This window comes from Vibrio sp. SG41-7 (assembly GCF_014164465.1).
GTDB lineage: Bacteria > Pseudomonadota > Gammaproteobacteria > Enterobacterales > Vibrionaceae > Vibrio > Vibrio splendidus.
This window is the reverse complement of sequence record NZ_JACJFF010000001.1, coordinates 89446-108311: the sequence shown is the minus strand read 5'-3', so window position 1 is coordinate 108311 and position 18866 is coordinate 89446. Positions and strand designations below refer to the sequence as shown.

Below are 18866 nucleotides of genomic sequence, written 5' to 3'. Positions count from 1 at the left end.
CAAGTCTCTCCGACCGCACCATTATTTAGATATCTTAATTGATATCCTGTTGGGCTATCGCCAAGCGGTAAGGCACTGGCTTTTGATGCCAGCATTCCCTGGTTCGAATCCAGGTAGCCCAGCCACTATTAAACTCTTTGTTTTTACTTAGCTTGTTTTAAGCTAAATAGCAAACCAAGAGCACAACGTTACATCGAATCACCAATGTCGATATAACTATAAAGATTTGCTGCGGTCGTGGCGGAATTGGTAGACGCACCAGATTTAGGTTCTGGCGCCGAGAGGTGTGAGAGTTCAAGTCTCTCCGACCGCACCATCATTGAACAAAACCCAGCTTTTTAGCTGGGTTTTGTTTTATCTGGAATATGCAATTCTGCTAGCCAAGTCACCAAGTATTCTCTTCTATAACCTCACTTTTAATACGATTTTATAAGACAATGTCTGCTCCACTTTCTAATTGAGTATGACTGCCTATGAAAACCCTCCCATTAACGATCGGTTGCTACACGGATACGCCAAGTAAAAGCCAAGGTGTCTATCAAACTCAGTTAGATCTAGAAACAGGAAAACTATTACCTCTAGAGCTTATTGCCGAATGTCATAACCCCTCTTTTATCACCGCGACAAAGTCTGGAATCTATACAGCATCTGAGGTTGAGCAAAAGAAACTACCGAAACTCATTCATATACCTAATATTGATTCACAAATCGCATCCAATACAGGCCTAATCTCGGGAGATCACCCCTGCCACGTTGCGATAGATCCACACAATAAATTTGCTATCACTTCCCAATACTCGTCAGGTACATTTGATATCTTTAGCTTAAGTATCAATGGCAACATCGATAAACGACTCAAAACAATCAAGATGGTTGGCTCAGGGCCGAACAAAGAGAGACAAACTAGCCCACACGCCCATCAATGTTTGTTCTTACAAAACTCACCACAGTTTGTGACTGTCGATCTCGGCACCGATCGAATCAACTTCTATTGCTTTGACGAAGAGCAAGAAGAATTCCTTGATGAGCCAATGCAGTCTATTAAAGCGCCCGCAGGAAATGGAACACGTCACCTAATCTTCAACAAAGCTGAAGACAAAGCCTATGTAATCTGTGAGCTCTCTGAAACGATATTGATTTTGGAAAAGTCTTTAGGTATTTGGAATATAGTGGATGAGGTTGATGCCTTACCTAATATGGAGAAGGGAGAAGCCGCAGCTGCGATTAAGCTATCCCCCGATGAGCAATTCCTTTATGTGTCATGTCGACACCAATCAAGAATCAGCAGCTTCAAAGTCGATTCTGAAACTCAAAAGCTGACTTTCATTGATAGCTACGACACTGAAGGTAAATTCCCAAGAGACTTCCATATAACTGACGATGGGAAATGGCTTATCGCCGCCAACCAGCACTCCAACAACATCACCTCATTCAAGCGTAACATTGAAGATGGCTCTCTGACCTATACCGGTTACTCGTTAGATCTTGATGCACCAGTTTGTGTCACTCAGCAACAATAAGCATTACAACAAAAACAAAAAAGGAGAGCATCGGCTCTCCTTCTCTATATAAATAACCTGATCTAGCCGTTTTAAAGACCCAAGGCGTATTTCAATACTTGAGCTTTAATCGGCCCTGAACTTTCCGCTAATTTTAGTGCAGCATTGCGTACAAACTTTAGAGGGCCAATGTCATTACTGAAGGTTTTATAGAAGAAGTCCATTCCACTCTGCATCATTAAGTTGTCACTTCTTCTCATCACTTCATAGCGTCTTGCTACAGATTGATTCAATTCGCCTTTTTCATTGGTGACATCCAATAGTACTGAAACATCTTTAAAGCCCAAGTTAACGCCCTGCCCTGCTAAAGGGTTAATCGTATGCGCTGAATCACCGACTAAAATGCAATTATTCTTCGAGTATGATTGAGCATGACGTCGTGTCAGAGGAAAAGATCCCGAATTCAATACCTTGATATCACCTAGCTCTTTAGGAAAGTTAGCAAGTACTTCATTTCGCAACTTTTCAGGGGTCATCGATGATAATTGCTTAATGCGAGATGGGGAGTCATACCAGACCAACGATCCCTGCCCGACTTCTTGACCGTCCGAGGTTAGAGAACATAATGGCAAAAATGAACGAGGACCACTTGGTAGGAATTGCTGCCAAGTAATATCTTGCTGGGGAAGTTCTGTTTCTACATTGATAAGCATGCAGTGCTGTCGGTAATCCCAAGCGGTAATGCCAATTCCAGCTTGCTGACGAACGGCTGAATTCGCGCCATCAGCACCAACCACCCACTTCGCTGATAACTCAGCTCCTGATTGAAGCTTAACGATATTGGTTTCACCAAACTCAATCTCATCCAGCTTTTCTGGGCATAACAGTTCGAGATTGTCGTAGGCATCAAATTGAGACCATAATCCTAGTTGAATGAGCCTATTCTCAACGATATAGCCTAGACGGGGCAGATCCAGTGATGCAGCATCAAATCGAGTACGACACTCTGGATGCTCCCACGTTTCTAAACGCTTGTAAGAACACACGCGCATCGCTGCGATACTTTGCCACGCACCAAGATCTTCAAGTAAATCGACCGATGCTTGAGAAATCGCAGACACACGAATGTCCATCGTTTGTGACTCATCAAAAGCTTGTGGGGCAAAACCTTCGATCACCGCAACACTCAGACCCTGCTTTGCAAAGCCGACCGCTGTTGCTGCGCCAATCATGCCGCCACCGACTACCACAATATCGTAACTGTTCATATTTTGTACTTATCAGTTTGATTCTTTGACTGTTTTCGATTGTACTTTTTCATAACTAACTTGTAACCAAAAACCTTATTCGAAAAAAGGGTTATCCCTTATGGTATATGGCGTTAACAATAATAAAAACCACTACATAAGAGATTTGTTCAGACTACTAGTCAGTCGGTTTTGAAACCAGTACAATACGCCGCTTGCCGCTAGAGCCAGTCATAAAATTGAATACCTAATTATGACAAACAATGCTGGCGGATGAATAATGGGCGATTTGCTCCCTTAAATTAAACTAACGATCGAGCGAACATATAATGAGTAAGAAACTGCTAATTAAAACTTGGGGCTGTCAGATGAATGAATACGATTCATCAAAAATGGCCGACCTGCTTAACGCTGCAAATGGCTATGAGCTAACTGAAGTACCTGAGGAAGCAGATGTACTACTATTGAATACTTGTTCTATCCGCGAAAAAGCGCAAGAAAAAGTATTCCACCAGCTTGGTCGTTGGAAAACGCTTAAAGATAAAAAAGAAGGTGTGGTGATCGGTGTGGGTGGCTGTGTAGCAACTCAGGAAGGCGACCACATTCGTCAACGTGCACCGTACGTAGACGTTATCTTTGGCCCACAAACATTACACCGTCTGCCAGAGATGATTAAGTCATCACTGTCTAACGAAAAACCAGTAATGGATATCTCATTCCCTGAGATCGAAAAGTTCGATAACTTGCCGGAACCTAAAGCAGACGGCGCAACAGCCTACGTTTCTATCATGGAAGGTTGCTCTAAGTACTGTACTTACTGTGTTGTTCCATATACTCGTGGTGAAGAAGTTAGCCGTCCAATGGATGATGTACTCTACGAAGTTGCACAACTGGCAGAGCAAGGCGTACGTGAAGTAAACCTACTAGGCCAAAACGTAAACGCTTTCCGTGGCCCTACTTACGAAGGCGACATCTGCACATTTGCAGAACTACTTCGCCTAGTTGCGTCTATCGATGGTATCGACCGTATTCGTTTCACTACAAGCCACCCGCTTGAATTTGGTGATGACATCATTGAAGTTTACAAAGATACGCCAGAGCTAGTGAGCTTCTTACACTTGCCTGTACAAAGTGGTAGTGACCGTATTCTTACGATGATGAAACGCCCGCATACAGCAATCGAGTACAAGTCTATTATCCGCAAACTGCGTAAAGCTCGTCCTGATATTCAAATCAGCTCTGACTTTATTGTTGGTTTCCCTGGTGAATCTAAGCAAGACTTCCAAGATACAATGAAGCTAATTAAAGAAGTTGATTTCGATATGAGCTTCAGCTTTGTTTTCTCTCCTCGTCCAGGCACTCCTGCCGCAGATTACCCATGTGATGTACCAGCACAAGAGAAGAAAGATCGCCTGTGGGAGCTGCAACAGACAGTAAACACACAAGCTATGCGTTTCTCTCGCCTAATGCTAGGTACAGAGCAGCGTATCCTTGTTGAAGGTCCATCAAGAAAGAATCTAATGGAACTGCGTGGCCGTACTGAAAACAGCCGTGTTGTGAACTTCGAAGGTTCTGCTGATCTTATCGGACAGTTCGTAGATGTGAAGATCACTGAGGTTTACACCAACTCACTACGTGGTGAGCTAGTTCGCACAGAAAAAGACATGGGTCTACGCGTTGTAATGACTCCAGCAGAAATGATGGAAAAAACAAAACGTGAAGACGAGCTAGGTGTAGCAACATTTACGCCATAGCCAATACAACTGTTTGAGCACAAAGCGCAAACACAAAGCTTGAAATTACCTAACTAAGTGACCATCTTAGAAATAGGGATATCACCATCCAGAAGCCCGGTCTAAATCGGGCTTCTTGCTCTTTTTTTTATTTAAGAGTGAGTGGCACAAAATGAGAGGCTAATTTGAGCAATAAAATCGTTACCTTAGAGATAAATCTAGAGCCAGCAGACAACAAGCGCTTGGCAAGCTTATGCGGACCATTCGACGACAACATCAAGCACCTTGAACGTCGTCTGGGTGTTGAGATTAATTACCGTAGCAACTTTTTCACCATTGTCGGTAAGCCTCACACAACTGCCGCAGCTTTAGACATCATCAAACACCTCTATGTTGAAACGGCTCCAGTTAAAGGCAACATAATCGATATCGAACCAGAGCAAGTGCATCTGGCGGTCACTGAGTCTGGCATTTTGGAGCAACACGTCGAGTCTGAAATCGACTACGGCAAAGAAGTGACCATTAAGACTAAAAAAGGCGTCATCAAACCACGCACACCAAATCAAGCTCAATACCTAATGAACATGGTCACTCATGACATCACCTTTGGTATTGGACCTGCTGGTACTGGTAAAACGTACTTAGCTGTTGCGGCTGCGGTTGATGCACTTGAACGCCAAGAGGTTCGCCGAATTCTGCTGACTCGCCCTGCTGTTGAAGCCGGTGAGAAGCTTGGTTTCCTACCGGGTGATTTAAGCCAAAAAGTAGACCCATACTTGCGTCCACTTTACGATGCACTGTTTGAGATGCTTGGCTTCGAGCGTGTTGAGAAACTGATTGAGCGCAACGTGATTGAAGTTGCACCACTGGCTTACATGCGTGGTCGTACATTAAATGATGCGTTTATCATTCTTGATGAGAGCCAAAACACCACGGTAGAACAGATGAAGATGTTCTTAACCCGTATCGGTTTTAACTCGCGCGCTGTGATCACAGGTGATATTACGCAAATCGATTTACCTCGAGGAGCTAAGTCAGGTCTGCGTCATGCAACTGAAGTACTCAACGAAGTGGATGACATCAGCTTTAACTTCTTCATGTCTGAAGACGTCGTTCGCCACCCTGTCGTTGCTCGTATCGTGAATGCGTACGAGAAGTGGGAAGCAAAAGACCAGAAAGAACGCAAAGAGTTTGAAAAGCGCAAACGTGAAGAGCGTGAAGCCAAACTTCTTGAAGCTCAGCAAGCCGTTACGACACAATTAGCAACACAAAATAGCTCTGTAATTACAGAATAAGGTGATAAATAGATGTCTATTGAACTAGACCTGCAAATAGCGGTCGAAAATGAGCAAGGGCTTCCAACTGAGCAAGATATTCAGCTTTGGTTGGACAAAACAATTCCTCAGTTTCAAGAGAATGCCGAGCTCACCGTTCGTATTGTTGATACAGAAGAGAGCCACCAGCTCAATCATGACTACCGTGGAAAAGATAAGCCAACTAACGTGCTGTCTTTCCCATTTGAAGTACCACCAGGAATGGAATTAGATCTACTGGGTGACCTCATTATCTGCCGCCAAGTTGTCGAAAAAGAAGCAGAAGAGCAAAATAAGCCTCTGCTAGCACACTGGGCTCATATGGTTGTACATGGCAGTCTGCATCTGCTAGGTTATGATCATATCGAAGATGATGAAGCTGAAGAGATGGAGTCACTCGAGACAGAAATCATGCAAACTATGGGGTTTGAAGACCCGTATATTCTAGAAAAGTAAATTGATTCTAGTAAAGTAGGTTGCAGAGAAACAATAACTCATCGAACCTGTGATTTTCGCAGGAATCTGAGTTGTAACGTGTGCTATCACACTTCTGATAGCGTTATTTTTTGAGAAATCATGAACGAAGGTAACCCCCCCACTTCTGAGGGAAGTAAAAAATCTGAAGGTCCGAGTAGAAAGTCCTTCTTTGAACGCCTAGGCCAACTATTTCAAGGTGAAGTAAAAGATCGCCAAGAGCTCGTAGATGTAATCCGCGACTCAGAAATTAATGACCTAATTGACCACGACACGCGCGATATGCTCGAGGGTGTTATGGAAATTTCAGAGATGCGAGTACGCGATATCATGCTGCCTCGCTCTCAAATGGTTACAGTTGAACGCACCGATGATTTAGATACATTGATTGCGCTTATTACTGATGCTCAACACTCTCGATACCCAGTGATCAGTGAAGATAAAGACCATGTTGAAGGCATTCTATTAGCGAAGGACCTACTTAAGTATTTGGGTTCAGAAAGTGCCCCATTTGATATCGAACAAGTGATTCGCCCTGTCGTGGTTGTTCCTGAAAGTAAGCGAGTTGATCGCCTGCTCAAGGAGTTCCAAGAAGAGCGTTACCACATGTCTATCGTTGTCGATGAGTTTGGCGGTGTTTCTGGCCTGGTAACCATTGAAGATATCCTCGAAGAAATCGTTGGTGAAATTGAAGACGAGTTCGACGATGAAGAAGAGCTAGATATTCGTAAGCTGAGTAAGCATACCTATTCGGTTAAAGCTTTAACCACCATTGAAGAGTTCAACGATACGTTTAACACTTCCTTCAGTGATGATGAAGTTGATACTGTGGGTGGTATGGTAATGACAGCACTCGGTCACCTGCCTGTTCGTGGCGAAATTGTAGAAATCGGAAACTACCATTTCAAAATAACATCCGCAGATAACCGTCGTGTGATTCAGCTACAGGTAACCATCCCTGACGAGCAGCCTCTTCCGACTATCGAAGAATAACAACTTCTCTCTAAAGAGATGACAGAAATTAGATGACTAAGACCTTTATTCATCGCCTATTACGGCCGCTTGCGGCCGTTTTTGTTGGCGCTATAACAACCCTTTCATTCGCTCCATATTCAATATGGCCTCTTGCTATTATCAGCCCAGCGTTGTTGCTGTTACTGATCCACAACCGTTCTCCTAAAAGTGCGCTTTGGATTGGCTACGGATGGGGTTTAGGCCAATTCGCAACAGGTATCAGCTGGGTATACGTCAGCATCGATCATTTTGGCGGCATGCCACTGGCAGCCAACCTGTTTTTGATGGCATTGCTCATTGGCTACCTAGCGGTTTATTCAGGCCTATTTACCTGGAGCTTAAACAAGTACTTCCCTGCTAATAACCTAAGCCGCTTTTTCCTCGCGGCTCCTGCATTGTGGTTAATCAGTGATTGGCTGCGTGGCTGGGTAATGACGGGCTTTCCTTGGCTTTGGCTTGGCTACAGCCAAATCGATTCTCCACTAGGCTCGTTTGCACCGATTGGCGGTGTCGAGTTAATTACTCTGGCAGTCATTGTCTCTGCATCTGCACTCGCTTATATGGTTATCAACAAAGCATGGAGTGTTGGCATCATCCCTGCGATCGTATTCAGTGCAGGTTTTGGCATTCGAAATATCGATTGGGTGACACCGAACCCTGAAAAAACAACCTCAGTGGTATTGATTCAAGGCAACGTCGATCAAGACAGTAAATGGCTACCAAGCCACCGCTGGCCTACGATGATGAAGTACACAGATCTAAGTAGAGAAAACTGGGATGCCGATATCATCATTTGGCCTGAAGCCGCTATTCCAGCATTCGAAGTTGAGATTCCATCTTTCTTACGTAACTTAGATAGCGCAGCGAAGATGAACAACAGCTCAATCATCACTGGCGTACTCAATCAGTCTGAAGATAAGAAGTACTACAACAGCGTTCTTTCTCTAGGTGTCAATCCATACGGTGAATACAGCTACGATCCAGACGAACGCTACCATAAACATCACCTATTGCCATTTGGTGAGTTTGTGCCGTTTGAAGATATCTTGCGCCCATTGGCACCGTTCTTCAACTTGCCGATGTCATCATTTAGCCGTGGCGATTTTGTTCAACCAAACATCGTGGCAAATGGCCGTCACTTAGCGCCTGCGTTGTGTTATGAGATCGTCTTTAATGATCAAGTTAGACAAAGCGTGACTGATGAGACGGACTTTATTTTAACGCTCTCTAACGATGCGTGGTTTGGTCGTTCGATTGGTCCACTGCAACATATGGAAATCGCACAGATGCGTGCTCTGGAGCTTGGTAAGCCCGTTATTCGCTCGACCAACAATGGTGTAACGGCAGTAACCGATTACAAAGGCAACATCATCAAGCAAATACCTCAGTTTGAAACGGCCGTATTAAAAGCTGATCTCATTTCAACTGATGGGCAAACGCCTTTTCACGCAGTTGGTACTTGGCCACTGTATATCTGGGCGATGCTCAGCTTGGTGATTGGCTGGGTAATTAGAAAGCCAAAGAGCTAGATTAGAAATTCGAAGAAAGTGATTTTAGGGTTGGCTGATTGGGTCAACCCTTTTTTATTGCTGCGGTGTAAAGTTGATGGTGCTATGGCTATAGTGTTTATGACTTAAGTGTTTACGGCTTAAGTGCTTTACGACTAAACCCTGTCGCCCCACACTTGATACATGGAATGATATTGGTCGGGTGGTTGTATTCGGTTTGATGTCCACACTCATCACAGACAAGCGTCCCGAGCCCGATAACCTCATCCGCTTGATACAACCCTTGATGTTCTAAGTCTTGGAACAATTCAACCCATTCCACTTTAGTGCGATCAGTGATATCCAGCAATCCTTGCCAAATAGAGTCTGTGATCATCAAATAAAATGGACCACCTTTACTCTCTTCATAACTTTCGGAAAACTCTTTTAAGTCCGACTTCACATAGGCCGAGATCAATGAGAGCTCATCTTTGGTCATATCATTGGCTGCTTTCGCATACTTACCTGACGTTTCGATTTTGTTGTTAAGCTCTTCAGGACTATGCTTCAGCGTTTCTATCACCTCTTCGACGACTTCTTCATAGAGTGCTTTTTTCTTCGGCATAACGACCTCCTTAAGATGACCAAGCTTTATCTTAGTGAACGGGGCCGTAGTTAAGCGACCAGTTCCTAACAAACAAATGCAATTCATACCCTTAAGTATAGCTGTCCTAAGTAATTTGGTTGAATTTACGCAATCAACCGTGCTGCAACTGCAAGTATGAAGGGTATAACTATTGTTGTACTAAGCTCCTTTAGGTATTCTATGACGATCTGTAAGATTCTGTTCTAACCGAACTCACAAATTCCAAGATAACCGGATACCATCGATGCAAGAACAATATAACCCGCAAGAGATTGAACAAAAGGTTCAACAACACTGGGATGACAGCGAGACTTTCGTTGTAAGTGAAGACCCAAATAAAGAAAAATTCTACTGTCTTTCTATGTTCCCGTACCCAAGTGGTCGACTGCATATGGGTCACGTGCGTAACTACACCATCGGTGATGTGGTATCTCGTTTCCAACGTCTACAAGGCAAAAACGTAATGCAGCCAATCGGTTGGGATGCATTCGGCCTACCTGCAGAAAACGCAGCTGTAAAAAACAACACAGCGCCTGCTCCGTGGACTTACGAAAACATCGAATACATGAAAAACCAGCTTAAACTTTTAGGCTTTGGTTACGACTGGAAACGTGAATTCGCAACGTGTACGCCTGAGTACTACCGTTGGGAACAAGAGTTCTTCACTAAGCTTTACGAACAAGGCCTAGTTTACAAGAAGACATCTTCTGTTAACTGGTGTCCAAACGACCAAACTGTACTAGCGAACGAGCAAGTAGAAGACGGTTGCTGCTGGCGTTGTGACACTCCGGTAGAACAAAAGAAAATCCCACAATGGTTCATTAAGATCACTGAGTACGCTCAAGAGCTGCTAGACGATCTAGACAACCTTGAAGGTTGGCCTGAAATGGTTAAGACCATGCAGCGCAACTGGATCGGTCGCTCTGAAGGTGTTGAACTATCTTTCGCTGTTAACGGTGAAGAAGCGCCGCTAGAAGTGTACACAACACGTCCAGACACACTAATGGGTGTTTCTTACGTTGGTATCGCTGCAGGTCACCCTCTTGCAGAGAAAGCATCACTGAACAACCCTGAGCTTGCAGCATTCGTTGAAGAATGTCGTAACACCAAAGTGGCTGAAGCTGAACTCGCAACGATGGAAAAGAAAGGTATGGATACTGGCCTAACAGCTATCCACCCTCTTAACGGTCGTGTTGTTCCTGTTTACGTAGCTAACTTCGTTCTTATGGATTACGGCACAGGAGCTGTAATGGCGGTTCCTGCTCACGATCAACGTGACTACGAATTCGCAACTAAGTACGGCATCGATATCATCCCAGTAATCAAACCTGAAGACGGTTCTGAGCTAGATGTGTCTGAAGCGGCTTACACTGAGAAAGGTGTACTGTTCGATTCTGGCGAATTCGATGGCCTTGCGTTCCAAGAAGCATTCGATGCAATCGCTGCGAAACTTGAAGCTGAAGGCAAAGGTAAGAAGACTGTAAACTTCCGTCTACGTGACTGGGGCGTTTCTCGTCAACGTTACTGGGGTGCTCCAATCCCAATGGTAACCACTGAAGACGGTGAAGTTCACCCAGTACCAGCAGACCAACTGCCAGTCATTCTTCCAGAAGACGTGGTAATGGATGGCGTAACTAGCCCAATCAAGGCAGATAAGTCTTGGGCTGAAACAACATTCAACGGCGAACCAGCTCTACGTGAGACTGACACGTTCGATACGTTCATGGAGTCTTCATGGTACTACGCACGTTACTGTTCACCACAAGCTGATGACATTCTAGATCCAGAGAAAGCAAACTACTGGTTGCCAGTTGACCAATACGTTGGTGGTATCGAGCACGCTTGTATGCACCTGCTTTACTCTCGTTTCTTCCACAAGCTTCTTCGCGATGCGGGTTACGTGACATCTGATGAACCGTTCAAGCAGCTTCTATGTCAAGGCATGGTTCTGGCTGACGCGTTCTATCACACGAACGAGAAAGGCACGAAAGAGTGGATTGCTCCAACTGACGTGACTATCGACCGTGACGCAAAAGGTCGCATTGAAAAAGCTGTCGACAACCAAGGCCGCGACGTTGAGCACTCAGGCATGATCAAAATGTCTAAGTCGAAGAACAACGGTATCGACCCACAAGAGATGGTAGACAAGTACGGCGCTGATACAGTACGTCTATTCATGATGTTTGCATCGCCTGCAGACATGACGCTTGAGTGGCAAGAGTCTGGCGTTGAAGGCGCAAACCGCTTCCTTAAGCGTGTTTGGAAACTGGTTCACGCTCACTCTGCTAAGGGTGCGGCTGAAGCTGTTGACGCTTCTGCTCTATCTGGTGACCAGAAAGCACTTCGTCGTGATATCCACAAGACTATCGCGAAAGTAACGGACGATATCGGCCGTCGCCAAACATTCAACACTGCCATCGCTGCGATCATGGAACTGATGAACAAGCTAGCGAAAGCACCACAAGAATCTGTACAAGATCGTGCAATCCTTGATGAAGCGCTAAAAGCCGTGGTTCGCATGCTTTACCCAATGACTCCACACATCTCTTACGAAATGTGGATTGCTCTTGGTGAATCAAACGTAGACTCAGCAACATGGCCAACGTTTGACGAGAAAGCGCTAGTTGAAGACGAGAAAACTATCGTTGTCATGATCAACGGTAAGCTACGTGCGAAACTAACCGTTGCTGCTGATGCAACAGAAGAGCAAGTTCGTGAGCTTGGTCTAAACGATGAGAACGCTAAGAAATTCCTAGATGGCTTAACTATCCGTAAAGTTATCTTCGTACCAGGCAAGCTTCTAAACATCGTTGCTAACTAATTTCGTTAGCACAGTACAATTGCTAAAGAATTAACGAACTTAATTCATCAAAAGCAGTCTTTAGACAGGGTGCAACATTGCCCTGTCTACTTATTTAAGTGCTTTAGACCGAGAGCCCTACGATTCGAAAGCTCTAAAGCCTTTAAATAAGTATTCTACCTTCATGAGAGCCATCAAATAATGCGCCTGATTTCACTATCTTCATTGAAAGTTACTGTTGTTGTTTTAACCGTTAGCCTACTGAGCGCCTGTGGTTTCCACCTGCGTGGAGACTATTCTGTACCAGAAGAACTCAACAAGATCTCTGTGACCAGTTACGACCAATACAGTACGTTTACACGTATGATGAAAGGTCAGCTACGTATGAATGATGTAGAAATCGTACCGCCTGCAGAAAACACCCCTAATTTACATATTATTAGCGAAAGCGTTAGTGAGCGAACTCTGTCCCTTTACCAGAATACTCGTGCAGCAGAAAAAGAACTGACGCTCAACGCATCATACCGCGTCACGATTCCTGAGTTAGGCTCAAAGACATTCTCAACGAGCGTAACCCGTAGTTACCTAGACAACCCGTTAACTGCATTAGCAAAATCGGTTGAGCGCGACATGATCGAAGATGAGATGCGTAAGCTTGCAACAAGTCAAATCCTTCGTCAAATGGCTCGACTAAAAGCGAACATCGCAGCTGATAGCATGGATCTAGATGCGCTAGAAAATGTTCAAGTGAAAGAGCTTGAGAAACAATACAACATCAAGAACGTCGAAATAGATCCAAGTTCTACGGAAACGGCAAAGCCCGTCGAATCAGCTGAGCAATAGGTTTATTTGATGCGTATTTTTGCTGACCGCTTATCAGAGCAACTTGCCAAACAGTTGAGTAATGTTTACCTCATTTTTGGTAACGAACCTCTACTACTGCAAGAGAGCCGAGAAGCGATTCAAAAGGCTGCAAAACAGCAAGGCTTTGAGGAGCGTCACCGCTTTGCGATTGATAGCAGTCTCGACTGGAATCAAGTCTATGACTGTACTCAAGCATTAAGCCTGTTCTCTAGCCGTCAAATCATCGAGCTTGAGCTGCCGGAATCAGGAGTCAATGCTGCGATAGCCAAAGAGCTACTGGCAATCTCAGAGCATATCCACAGCGATATTCTGTTGGTCTTGATTGGCACGAAGCTAACCAAGGCTCAAGAAAGTGCTAAATGGTTTAAAGCACTGTCTAATCAGGGTCACTGGGTCAGTTGCCTAACGCCAGATGTCAGTCGCTTACCTCAGTTTGTCCAAGCGCGCTGCCGTCAAATCGGCTTATCTCCAGACCCTGAAGCGATTCAAATGCTGGCACAGTGGCACGAGGGTAACCTATTTGCTCTCACTCAAAGCCTAGAAAAGCTAGCGCTCCAATACCCTGACGGAAAACTTACCCTAGTACGCTTAGAAGAATCACTGAGCCGCCACAACCACTTTACTCCCTTCCATTGGAGTGACGCGTTACTGGCTGGAAAAGGTAATCGTGCACAACGAATTCTAAGACAACTGGAAGCTGAGGGTGTAGAGCCAGTCATTTTACTGCGTAGCATACAACGTGAACTTGCCTTGCTATTACAAATGCAGCAACAGATGAAACAGATGCCGATCGGCCAAGTATTCGAAAAACACCGTATCTGGCAATCTAAAAAGCCTCTTTATAACGCTGCGCTAACAAGAGTTTCGATTTCTCAATTACATTCGTTGTTTGCGTTGCTGACTCAAGCCGAATTAATGACAAAAACTCAATATGAACAGTCGCCTTGGCCACTAATTCATCAGTTAAGCGTAGAGTTTTGTATCCCTTCAGCTTCAATCCCATTTCACGCATAAAAGCGTGGTATATTCTAGGGTCAACAAATCCTAAAAAGCTAAATTCAGATTAAAGGAACACCCCGTGTTACGTGAAGAACTAAAAGATTTTCTTGCAGACAAAGCCGACGACATGAAAGCAGAATCGATTGTTACTATCGATGTAGAAGGCAAATCAAGTGTTACTGATTACATGATTGTTTGTACTGGCACCTCTAAGCGCCATGTTGCCTCTATCGCACAACACGTTGCCGATGAAGTGCGTAAAGCTGGTATGCAACCACTAGGCATGGACGGGCAGCAAGAAGGTGAATGGGTTGTTCTAGATATGGGAACAAGCATGCTTCATGTTATGCAAGAAGAACATCGTGAGCTGTACCAACTAGAAAAACTTTGGGGCTAAGCGTTGAAGATCCAGTTAATCGCAGTTGGTACAAAAATGCCAAAGTGGGTCGAAGAAGGCTTTAAAGAATATAAACGCCGCTTCCCTCATGATATGCCATTAGAACTCATTGAGATCACTGCGGGAAAACGTGGTAAAAATGCTGATATTGCACGTATTCTTCAAAAAGAAGGCGAAGCAATGTTGGCAGCAGTGCCAAAAGGCAACCGCATTGTCACGCTTGATATCCCAGGTAAAAAGTGGGATACCCCACAACTGGCAGAACAATTGGAAAGTTGGAAGTTGGATGGACGCGACGTTTCTATCCTTATTGGCGGACCTGAAGGATTAGCACCTGCGTGTAAAGCGGCTGCAGACCAAAGCTGGTCTCTATCGGCGCTTACTCTCCCTCACCCATTAGTACGCGTTATCATGGCTGAAAGCTTGTATAGAGCTTGGAGCATCACTGCTAACCACCCTTATCATCGAGAATAAGCGTTAATGTTACGTAAACGTAGCCAAATCCGTGATTACAAAGCAGAAGCACGACTATTTACTAGTCGTGCTTTTGTTGCGTTTGCGGGGATCATAGTCATGATGTCGATGTTGGTTGTTAACCTGTACAACATTCAGGTCAACCAATATCAGGACTATAAAACCCGCTCTAACGACAACCGTATCAAGGTAGTTCCCATCGCGCCTAACCGTGGTTTGATTTACGATCGCAACGGTGTACTTCTTGCCGAAAACCGCCCAGTTTTCAACCTAGAAATTACGCCCGAAAAAATCAAAGATATGGATGACACGCTCGTCCGTCTACAAACGTTAATCGAGATTCCACCTGAACGTATCGAGCGTTTTAATCGTGATCGCCGCCATTCACGACGCTTCAAGTCAGTACCTATTCTAAATCAGCTCAGCGAAGAGCAAGTTGCGGTATTCTCTGTAAACCAGCATAAGTTTCCGGGGGTTGAGGTAACAGGCACATTAAAACGTTTTTATCCGTATGGTGATGTACTGACTCACGTTATTGGCTATGTATCGCGCATTAATGACCGTGATATGCAGCGCTTAGTACGAGAAGAGAAAGACGCCAATTATCAAGCCACTCGCGACATCGGTAAACTTGGTATTGAGCGCTACTACGAAGACATGCTTCACGGTACCGCTGGCTATCAAGAAGTCGAAGTGAACAGCCGAGGACGAGTAATCCGCACTCTAAAATTTGTCCCTTCGGTTCCGGGCAAAGATATCGTACTTAACTTAGATATCAATCTTCAACTATATGTGCACAAACTGCTCGATGGACGCCGTGGCTCTGCCGTCGTTCTCGATCCGAAAGACAATGGCGTGTTAGCGATGGTGTCTAGCCCAAGCTACGACCCGAATGCATTTGTGCATGGTATCTCCTCTAAAGGTTATAACGCCCTACTACAAAATAAAGATCGACCTTTGGTTAACCGTGCCACATTGGGCATTTATCCACCAGCTTCAACGATCAAACCGTTTATTGCCGTTGCTGCTCTACAAGAAGGTGTGATTACACCGAATACAACACGTAATGATCCAGGTTATTGGAAAATACCTAACTCCAAAACCAAGCCGTTTCGCGACTGGTTACGCTGGGGACACGGTGTTGTTGACATAGAGAAAGCGATTGAAGAATCAGTTGATACCTTCTTCTACCAAATCTCCTTTGATCTAGGTATCGATCGTTTATCTCAATGGATGATGCTATTCGGCTTTGGTGACTACACAGGCATTGATATTTACGAAGAAAGTAAAGCCAACATGCCAACTCGTGAATGGAAAATGGCAAGACACCGTGTGCCTTGGTATCAAGGTGACACCATCCCTGTTGGTATCGGACAAGGCTATTGGACGGCAACACCGATGCAAATCGCAAAAGCCACGTCTGTATTGGTCAACGAAGGTGAAGTAACAGCGCCTCACCTATTACGTGCGACGATCGATAATGGTCAGCCATTCGATGACCAAACGGTATCAGAGATCGAAACTTATCCTCCAATCACCGGGGTTAAGCAGAAATACTGGGATATCGCGCAAGAAGGCATGAGACTGGTAAACCACGGAAAGAAAGGTACAGCAAGACGTTCATTCCAAAAGATGTCTTACCAAACTGCTGGTAAATCAGGAACTGCGCAAGTATTCGGTCTCAAAGAAGACGAAGAATACAACGCAGATGAAATCGCAGAACATTTACGCGATCATGCCCTCTTCACCGGTTATGCTCCTTTTGAAGATCCAGAAGCGGTTGTGACTATCGTATTAGAAAACGCAGGTGGTGGCTCATCAAATGGCGGCCCTGTCGTTAGAAAAATATTAGACCATATTATTCTCGCTGAAGAAGATGAAAGTAAGGCAACAAAATAATGAAACTTGATCCTTCTACTGGACGAAATAGAGCCTTGTTTGAAAGGCTCCATATCGATCTCCCATTACTGCTCGGTATTTTGGTGTTGATGGGCTTTGCCTTATTGATCATGTACAGCGCCAGCGGACAAAGCCTTGCGATGATGGATCGCCAAGCAATGCGTATGGTGCTGTCTTTAGGTGTCATGATCTTCCTAGCGCAACTTTCGCCTCGTACCTATGAAACCTTGGCCCCGCTGTTATTTGCAGGTGGTGTCATCTTACTCTTGGGCGTGTTGTTCTTTGGTGAAGCATCTAAGGGTGCCCAACGTTGGTTAAATTTCGGTTTTGTTCGATTCCAACCCTCTGAACTATTAAAGCTTGCGGTACCTTTGATGCTGGCTCGATTTATCGGTAAACGATCACTGCCGCCAACCTTTCAAACATTAGCGATCTCGCTAGTGATGGTGTTTGTACCTACCATTTTAATCGCTAAGCAACCCGACTTGGGTACATCCATCCTTATCGCCGCATCCGGTATCTTCGTAATATTCTTGGCTGGTATAAGTTGGAAAATCATTGCCAGTGCCGCCATAGCGTTAGGGGCATTTATCCCAATATTATGGTTCTTCTTGATGCGTGAATATCAAAAAGTACGAGTAAGAACCCTTTTTGATCCTGAATCAGATCCATTAGGTGCGGGCTACCACATCATCCAAAGTAAGATTGCGATAGGTTCTGGTGGTGTATCAGGAAAAGGTTGGCTACAAGGTACTCAATCTCAATTAGAATTCATTCCAGAGCGCCACACTGACTTCATTTTTGCGGTAATTGCCGAAGAATGGGGCATGATTGGTATTTTGTTCTTGCTTGCTATCTACCTATTCATTATTGGACGGGGTTTAGTGCTCGCGAGCCAAGCTCAAACGGCATTTGGTCGAATGATGGGCGGCAGTATTGTACTGAGCTTCTTCGTTTATATCTTTGTAAACATTGGCATGGTAAGCGGTATTCTACCCGTGGTTGGTGTTCCTCTACCTCTCGTTAGCTATGGCGGTACTTCAATGGTTACCCTTATGGCTGGTTTTGGTATTCTAATGTCGATCCATACACACAGAAAAGCATTCTCAAAGGCGACCTAATCGATGTTTATTACAACGTTTCCAAAAAAAGCATCCTTGGTTGATGAGCTGCCAATCAAAAAAATAGTCTCTATCTTAGGGCTAGCGATTTTAATCAATGGTTGTTCTTCAAAGCAACCAACAGGCCGCTACGATATTGATTCAGATATTGCACCGGATGCACCTATCTCAGTAGAGCATCTCGAGGATGCTCACCCTCAGTATGAACCTTACAGCTTAGGTGGTAACACTAATTACACTCTGCGTGGTGAAGACTACAAGATCGAAAAAAAAACCGAAGGGTTTACCGAGAAAGGAAAAGCATCTTGGTACGGTAAGAAATTTCATGGCCATTTAACCTCAAATGGCGAGATCTACGACATGTATTCCATGTCTGCAGCACACAAAACATTGCCGATTCCGAGCTATGTAAAAGTGACGAATACCGATAACAATAAAACGACGATTGTTCGTATCAATGACCGAGGCCCATTCCACGAAGGCCGAATCATTGACCTTAGTTATGCGGCAGCTTACAAGCTCGACGTCTTGAGAACTGGCACCGCAAATGTTGAGATAGAAGTCATCACCGTGGCGATGCCAACCGACGCGAATAAAAAGGCCGCTTTGCCGCAATTTATTATTCAGGTCGCCACCTCTCCACATGAAGATAGGACCGAGAAGTTAGCTAAAGATCTAGGCGAAAAGCTAGCTGTAGCAACCTTCTTGCAGCCAAATGACGATAACTACCGTCTGATGCTTGGGCCATTTCATGACTATGCTCTGACTCAAGAGAAATTAGAACAAGTTAAGCTAATGGGTTACCCGTCAGCTTATATAAGAAAACACACACTAACCCGCTAATTAATCTAACAGTTACTTCTGGTAATCAGCGCTCTGGTGTGACAGAGTGATTCTGT

General features: G+C 44.6%; 16 protein-coding genes and 2 tRNA genes. 16 read left to right on the top strand and 2 right to left on the bottom strand.

Annotation, left to right across the window (positions count from 1 at the left end; genetic code table 11):
• Positions 1-50: 50 nt before the first annotated feature.
• The 3 genes from H5300_RS00455 to H5300_RS00445 all read left to right on the top strand — a co-directional run bounded on the left by H5300_RS00455 (position 51) and on the right by H5300_RS00445 (position 1520).
• A tRNA-Gln gene (locus H5300_RS00455) sits at positions 51-125 on the top strand.
• 106 nt (positions 126-231) lie between these two features.
• Positions 232-316 (top strand) — tRNA-Leu (locus H5300_RS00450).
• 157 nt (positions 317-473) lie between these two features.
• A complete protein-coding gene (locus tag H5300_RS00445) occupies positions 474-1520 on the top strand; it encodes a lactonase family protein (protein ID WP_182795237.1) in 1047 nt (348 codons plus the stop codon).
• A 71-nt stretch (positions 1521-1591) separates the two neighbouring features.
• Here H5300_RS00445 and H5300_RS00440 read toward each other — a convergent pair whose 3' ends face one another.
• On the bottom strand, positions 1592-2767 hold the full coding sequence (locus H5300_RS00440; protein ID WP_182795236.1) for a 2-octaprenyl-3-methyl-6-methoxy-1,4-benzoquinol hydroxylase: 1176 nt from the start codon (positions 2765-2767) through the stop codon (positions 1592-1594).
• 308 nt (positions 2768-3075) lie between these two features.
• Here H5300_RS00440 and miaB point away from each other — a divergent pair, with 308 nt between their 5' ends.
• From miaB to lnt, 5 genes are all read left to right on the top strand, one after another.
• Entirely contained in the window at positions 3076-4500 is a 1425-nt protein-coding gene (miaB, locus tag H5300_RS00435) for a tRNA (N6-isopentenyl adenosine(37)-C2)-methylthiotransferase MiaB (protein ID WP_004735256.1), read from the top strand.
• A 164-nt stretch (positions 4501-4664) separates the two neighbouring features.
• Positions 4665-5774, top strand: coding sequence for a PhoH family protein (locus tag H5300_RS00430; protein ID WP_182795235.1), 1110 nt, complete (start codon positions 4665-4667; stop codon positions 5772-5774).
• A gap of 12 nt (positions 5775-5786) precedes the next feature.
• Positions 5787-6248: an rRNA maturation RNase YbeY gene (gene ybeY / locus H5300_RS00425; RefSeq protein ID WP_004735254.1), complete on the top strand. Its 462-nt coding sequence runs from the start codon at positions 5787-5789 to the stop codon at positions 6246-6248.
• Positions 6249-6368: 120 nt separating this feature from the next.
• Positions 6369-7259, top strand: coding sequence for a CNNM family magnesium/cobalt transport protein CorC (corC, locus tag H5300_RS00420; RefSeq protein WP_004735253.1), 891 nt, complete (start codon positions 6369-6371; stop codon positions 7257-7259).
• A gap of 32 nt (positions 7260-7291) precedes the next feature.
• Positions 7292-8809 (top strand): apolipoprotein N-acyltransferase, encoded by a 1518-nt coding sequence (gene lnt / locus H5300_RS00415; protein WP_017087694.1) that lies wholly within the window; start codon positions 7292-7294, stop codon positions 8807-8809.
• Positions 8810-8921: 112 nt separating this feature from the next.
• Here the strand turns inward: lnt and H5300_RS00410 are convergent, their stop codons facing one another.
• Positions 8922-9392, bottom strand: a complete 471-nt coding sequence (locus H5300_RS00410; RefSeq protein ID WP_004735251.1) for a zinc ribbon-containing protein — start codon at positions 9390-9392, stop codon at positions 8922-8924.
• 265 nt (positions 9393-9657) lie between these two features.
• Between H5300_RS00410 and leuS the strand changes: the two genes are divergently transcribed.
• The 8 genes from leuS to H5300_RS00370 all read left to right on the top strand — a co-directional run bounded on the left by leuS (position 9658) and on the right by H5300_RS00370 (position 18810).
• Entirely contained in the window at positions 9658-12234 is a 2577-nt protein-coding gene (gene leuS, locus H5300_RS00405; RefSeq protein WP_017090603.1) for a leucine--tRNA ligase, read from the top strand.
• Between the two features lie 180 nt (positions 12235-12414).
• Positions 12415-13056: an LPS assembly lipoprotein LptE gene (lptE, locus tag H5300_RS00400; RefSeq protein WP_065682573.1), complete on the top strand. Its 642-nt coding sequence runs from the start codon at positions 12415-12417 to the stop codon at positions 13054-13056.
• A gap of 9 nt (positions 13057-13065) precedes the next feature.
• The gene (gene holA / locus H5300_RS00395) at positions 13066-14091 is read left to right on the top strand and encodes a DNA polymerase III subunit delta (protein WP_102463307.1); all 1026 of its coding nucleotides are present in this window, start codon (positions 13066-13068) and stop codon (positions 14089-14091) included.
• A gap of 64 nt (positions 14092-14155) precedes the next feature.
• Complete coding sequence (gene rsfS / locus H5300_RS00390; RefSeq protein WP_004735247.1) at positions 14156-14473, top strand: ribosome silencing factor; 318 nt, start codon at positions 14156-14158, stop codon at positions 14471-14473.
• Positions 14474-14476: 3 nt separating this feature from the next.
• Positions 14477-14947 (top strand): 23S rRNA (pseudouridine(1915)-N(3))-methyltransferase RlmH, encoded by a 471-nt coding sequence (gene rlmH, locus H5300_RS00385; protein ID WP_004735246.1) that lies wholly within the window; start codon positions 14477-14479, stop codon positions 14945-14947.
• 6 nt (positions 14948-14953) lie between these two features.
• Positions 14954-16846: a penicillin-binding protein 2 gene (mrdA, locus tag H5300_RS00380; RefSeq protein ID WP_004735245.1), complete on the top strand. Its 1893-nt coding sequence runs from the start codon at positions 14954-14956 to the stop codon at positions 16844-16846.
• Complete coding sequence (gene rodA / locus H5300_RS00375) at positions 16846-17967, top strand: rod shape-determining protein RodA (RefSeq protein WP_004735244.1); 1122 nt, start codon at positions 16846-16848, stop codon at positions 17965-17967. Before mrdA ends, rodA begins: the two co-directional genes overlap by 1 nt.
• Positions 17968-17970: 3 nt before the next feature.
• Positions 17971-18810 carry a septal ring lytic transglycosylase RlpA family protein gene (locus tag H5300_RS00370; RefSeq protein WP_182795234.1) on the top strand — a complete coding sequence of 280 codons (840 nt, stop codon included), beginning with the start codon at positions 17971-17973 and terminating at the stop codon, positions 18808-18810.
• The last annotated feature ends 56 nt before the right edge of the window (positions 18811-18866 follow it).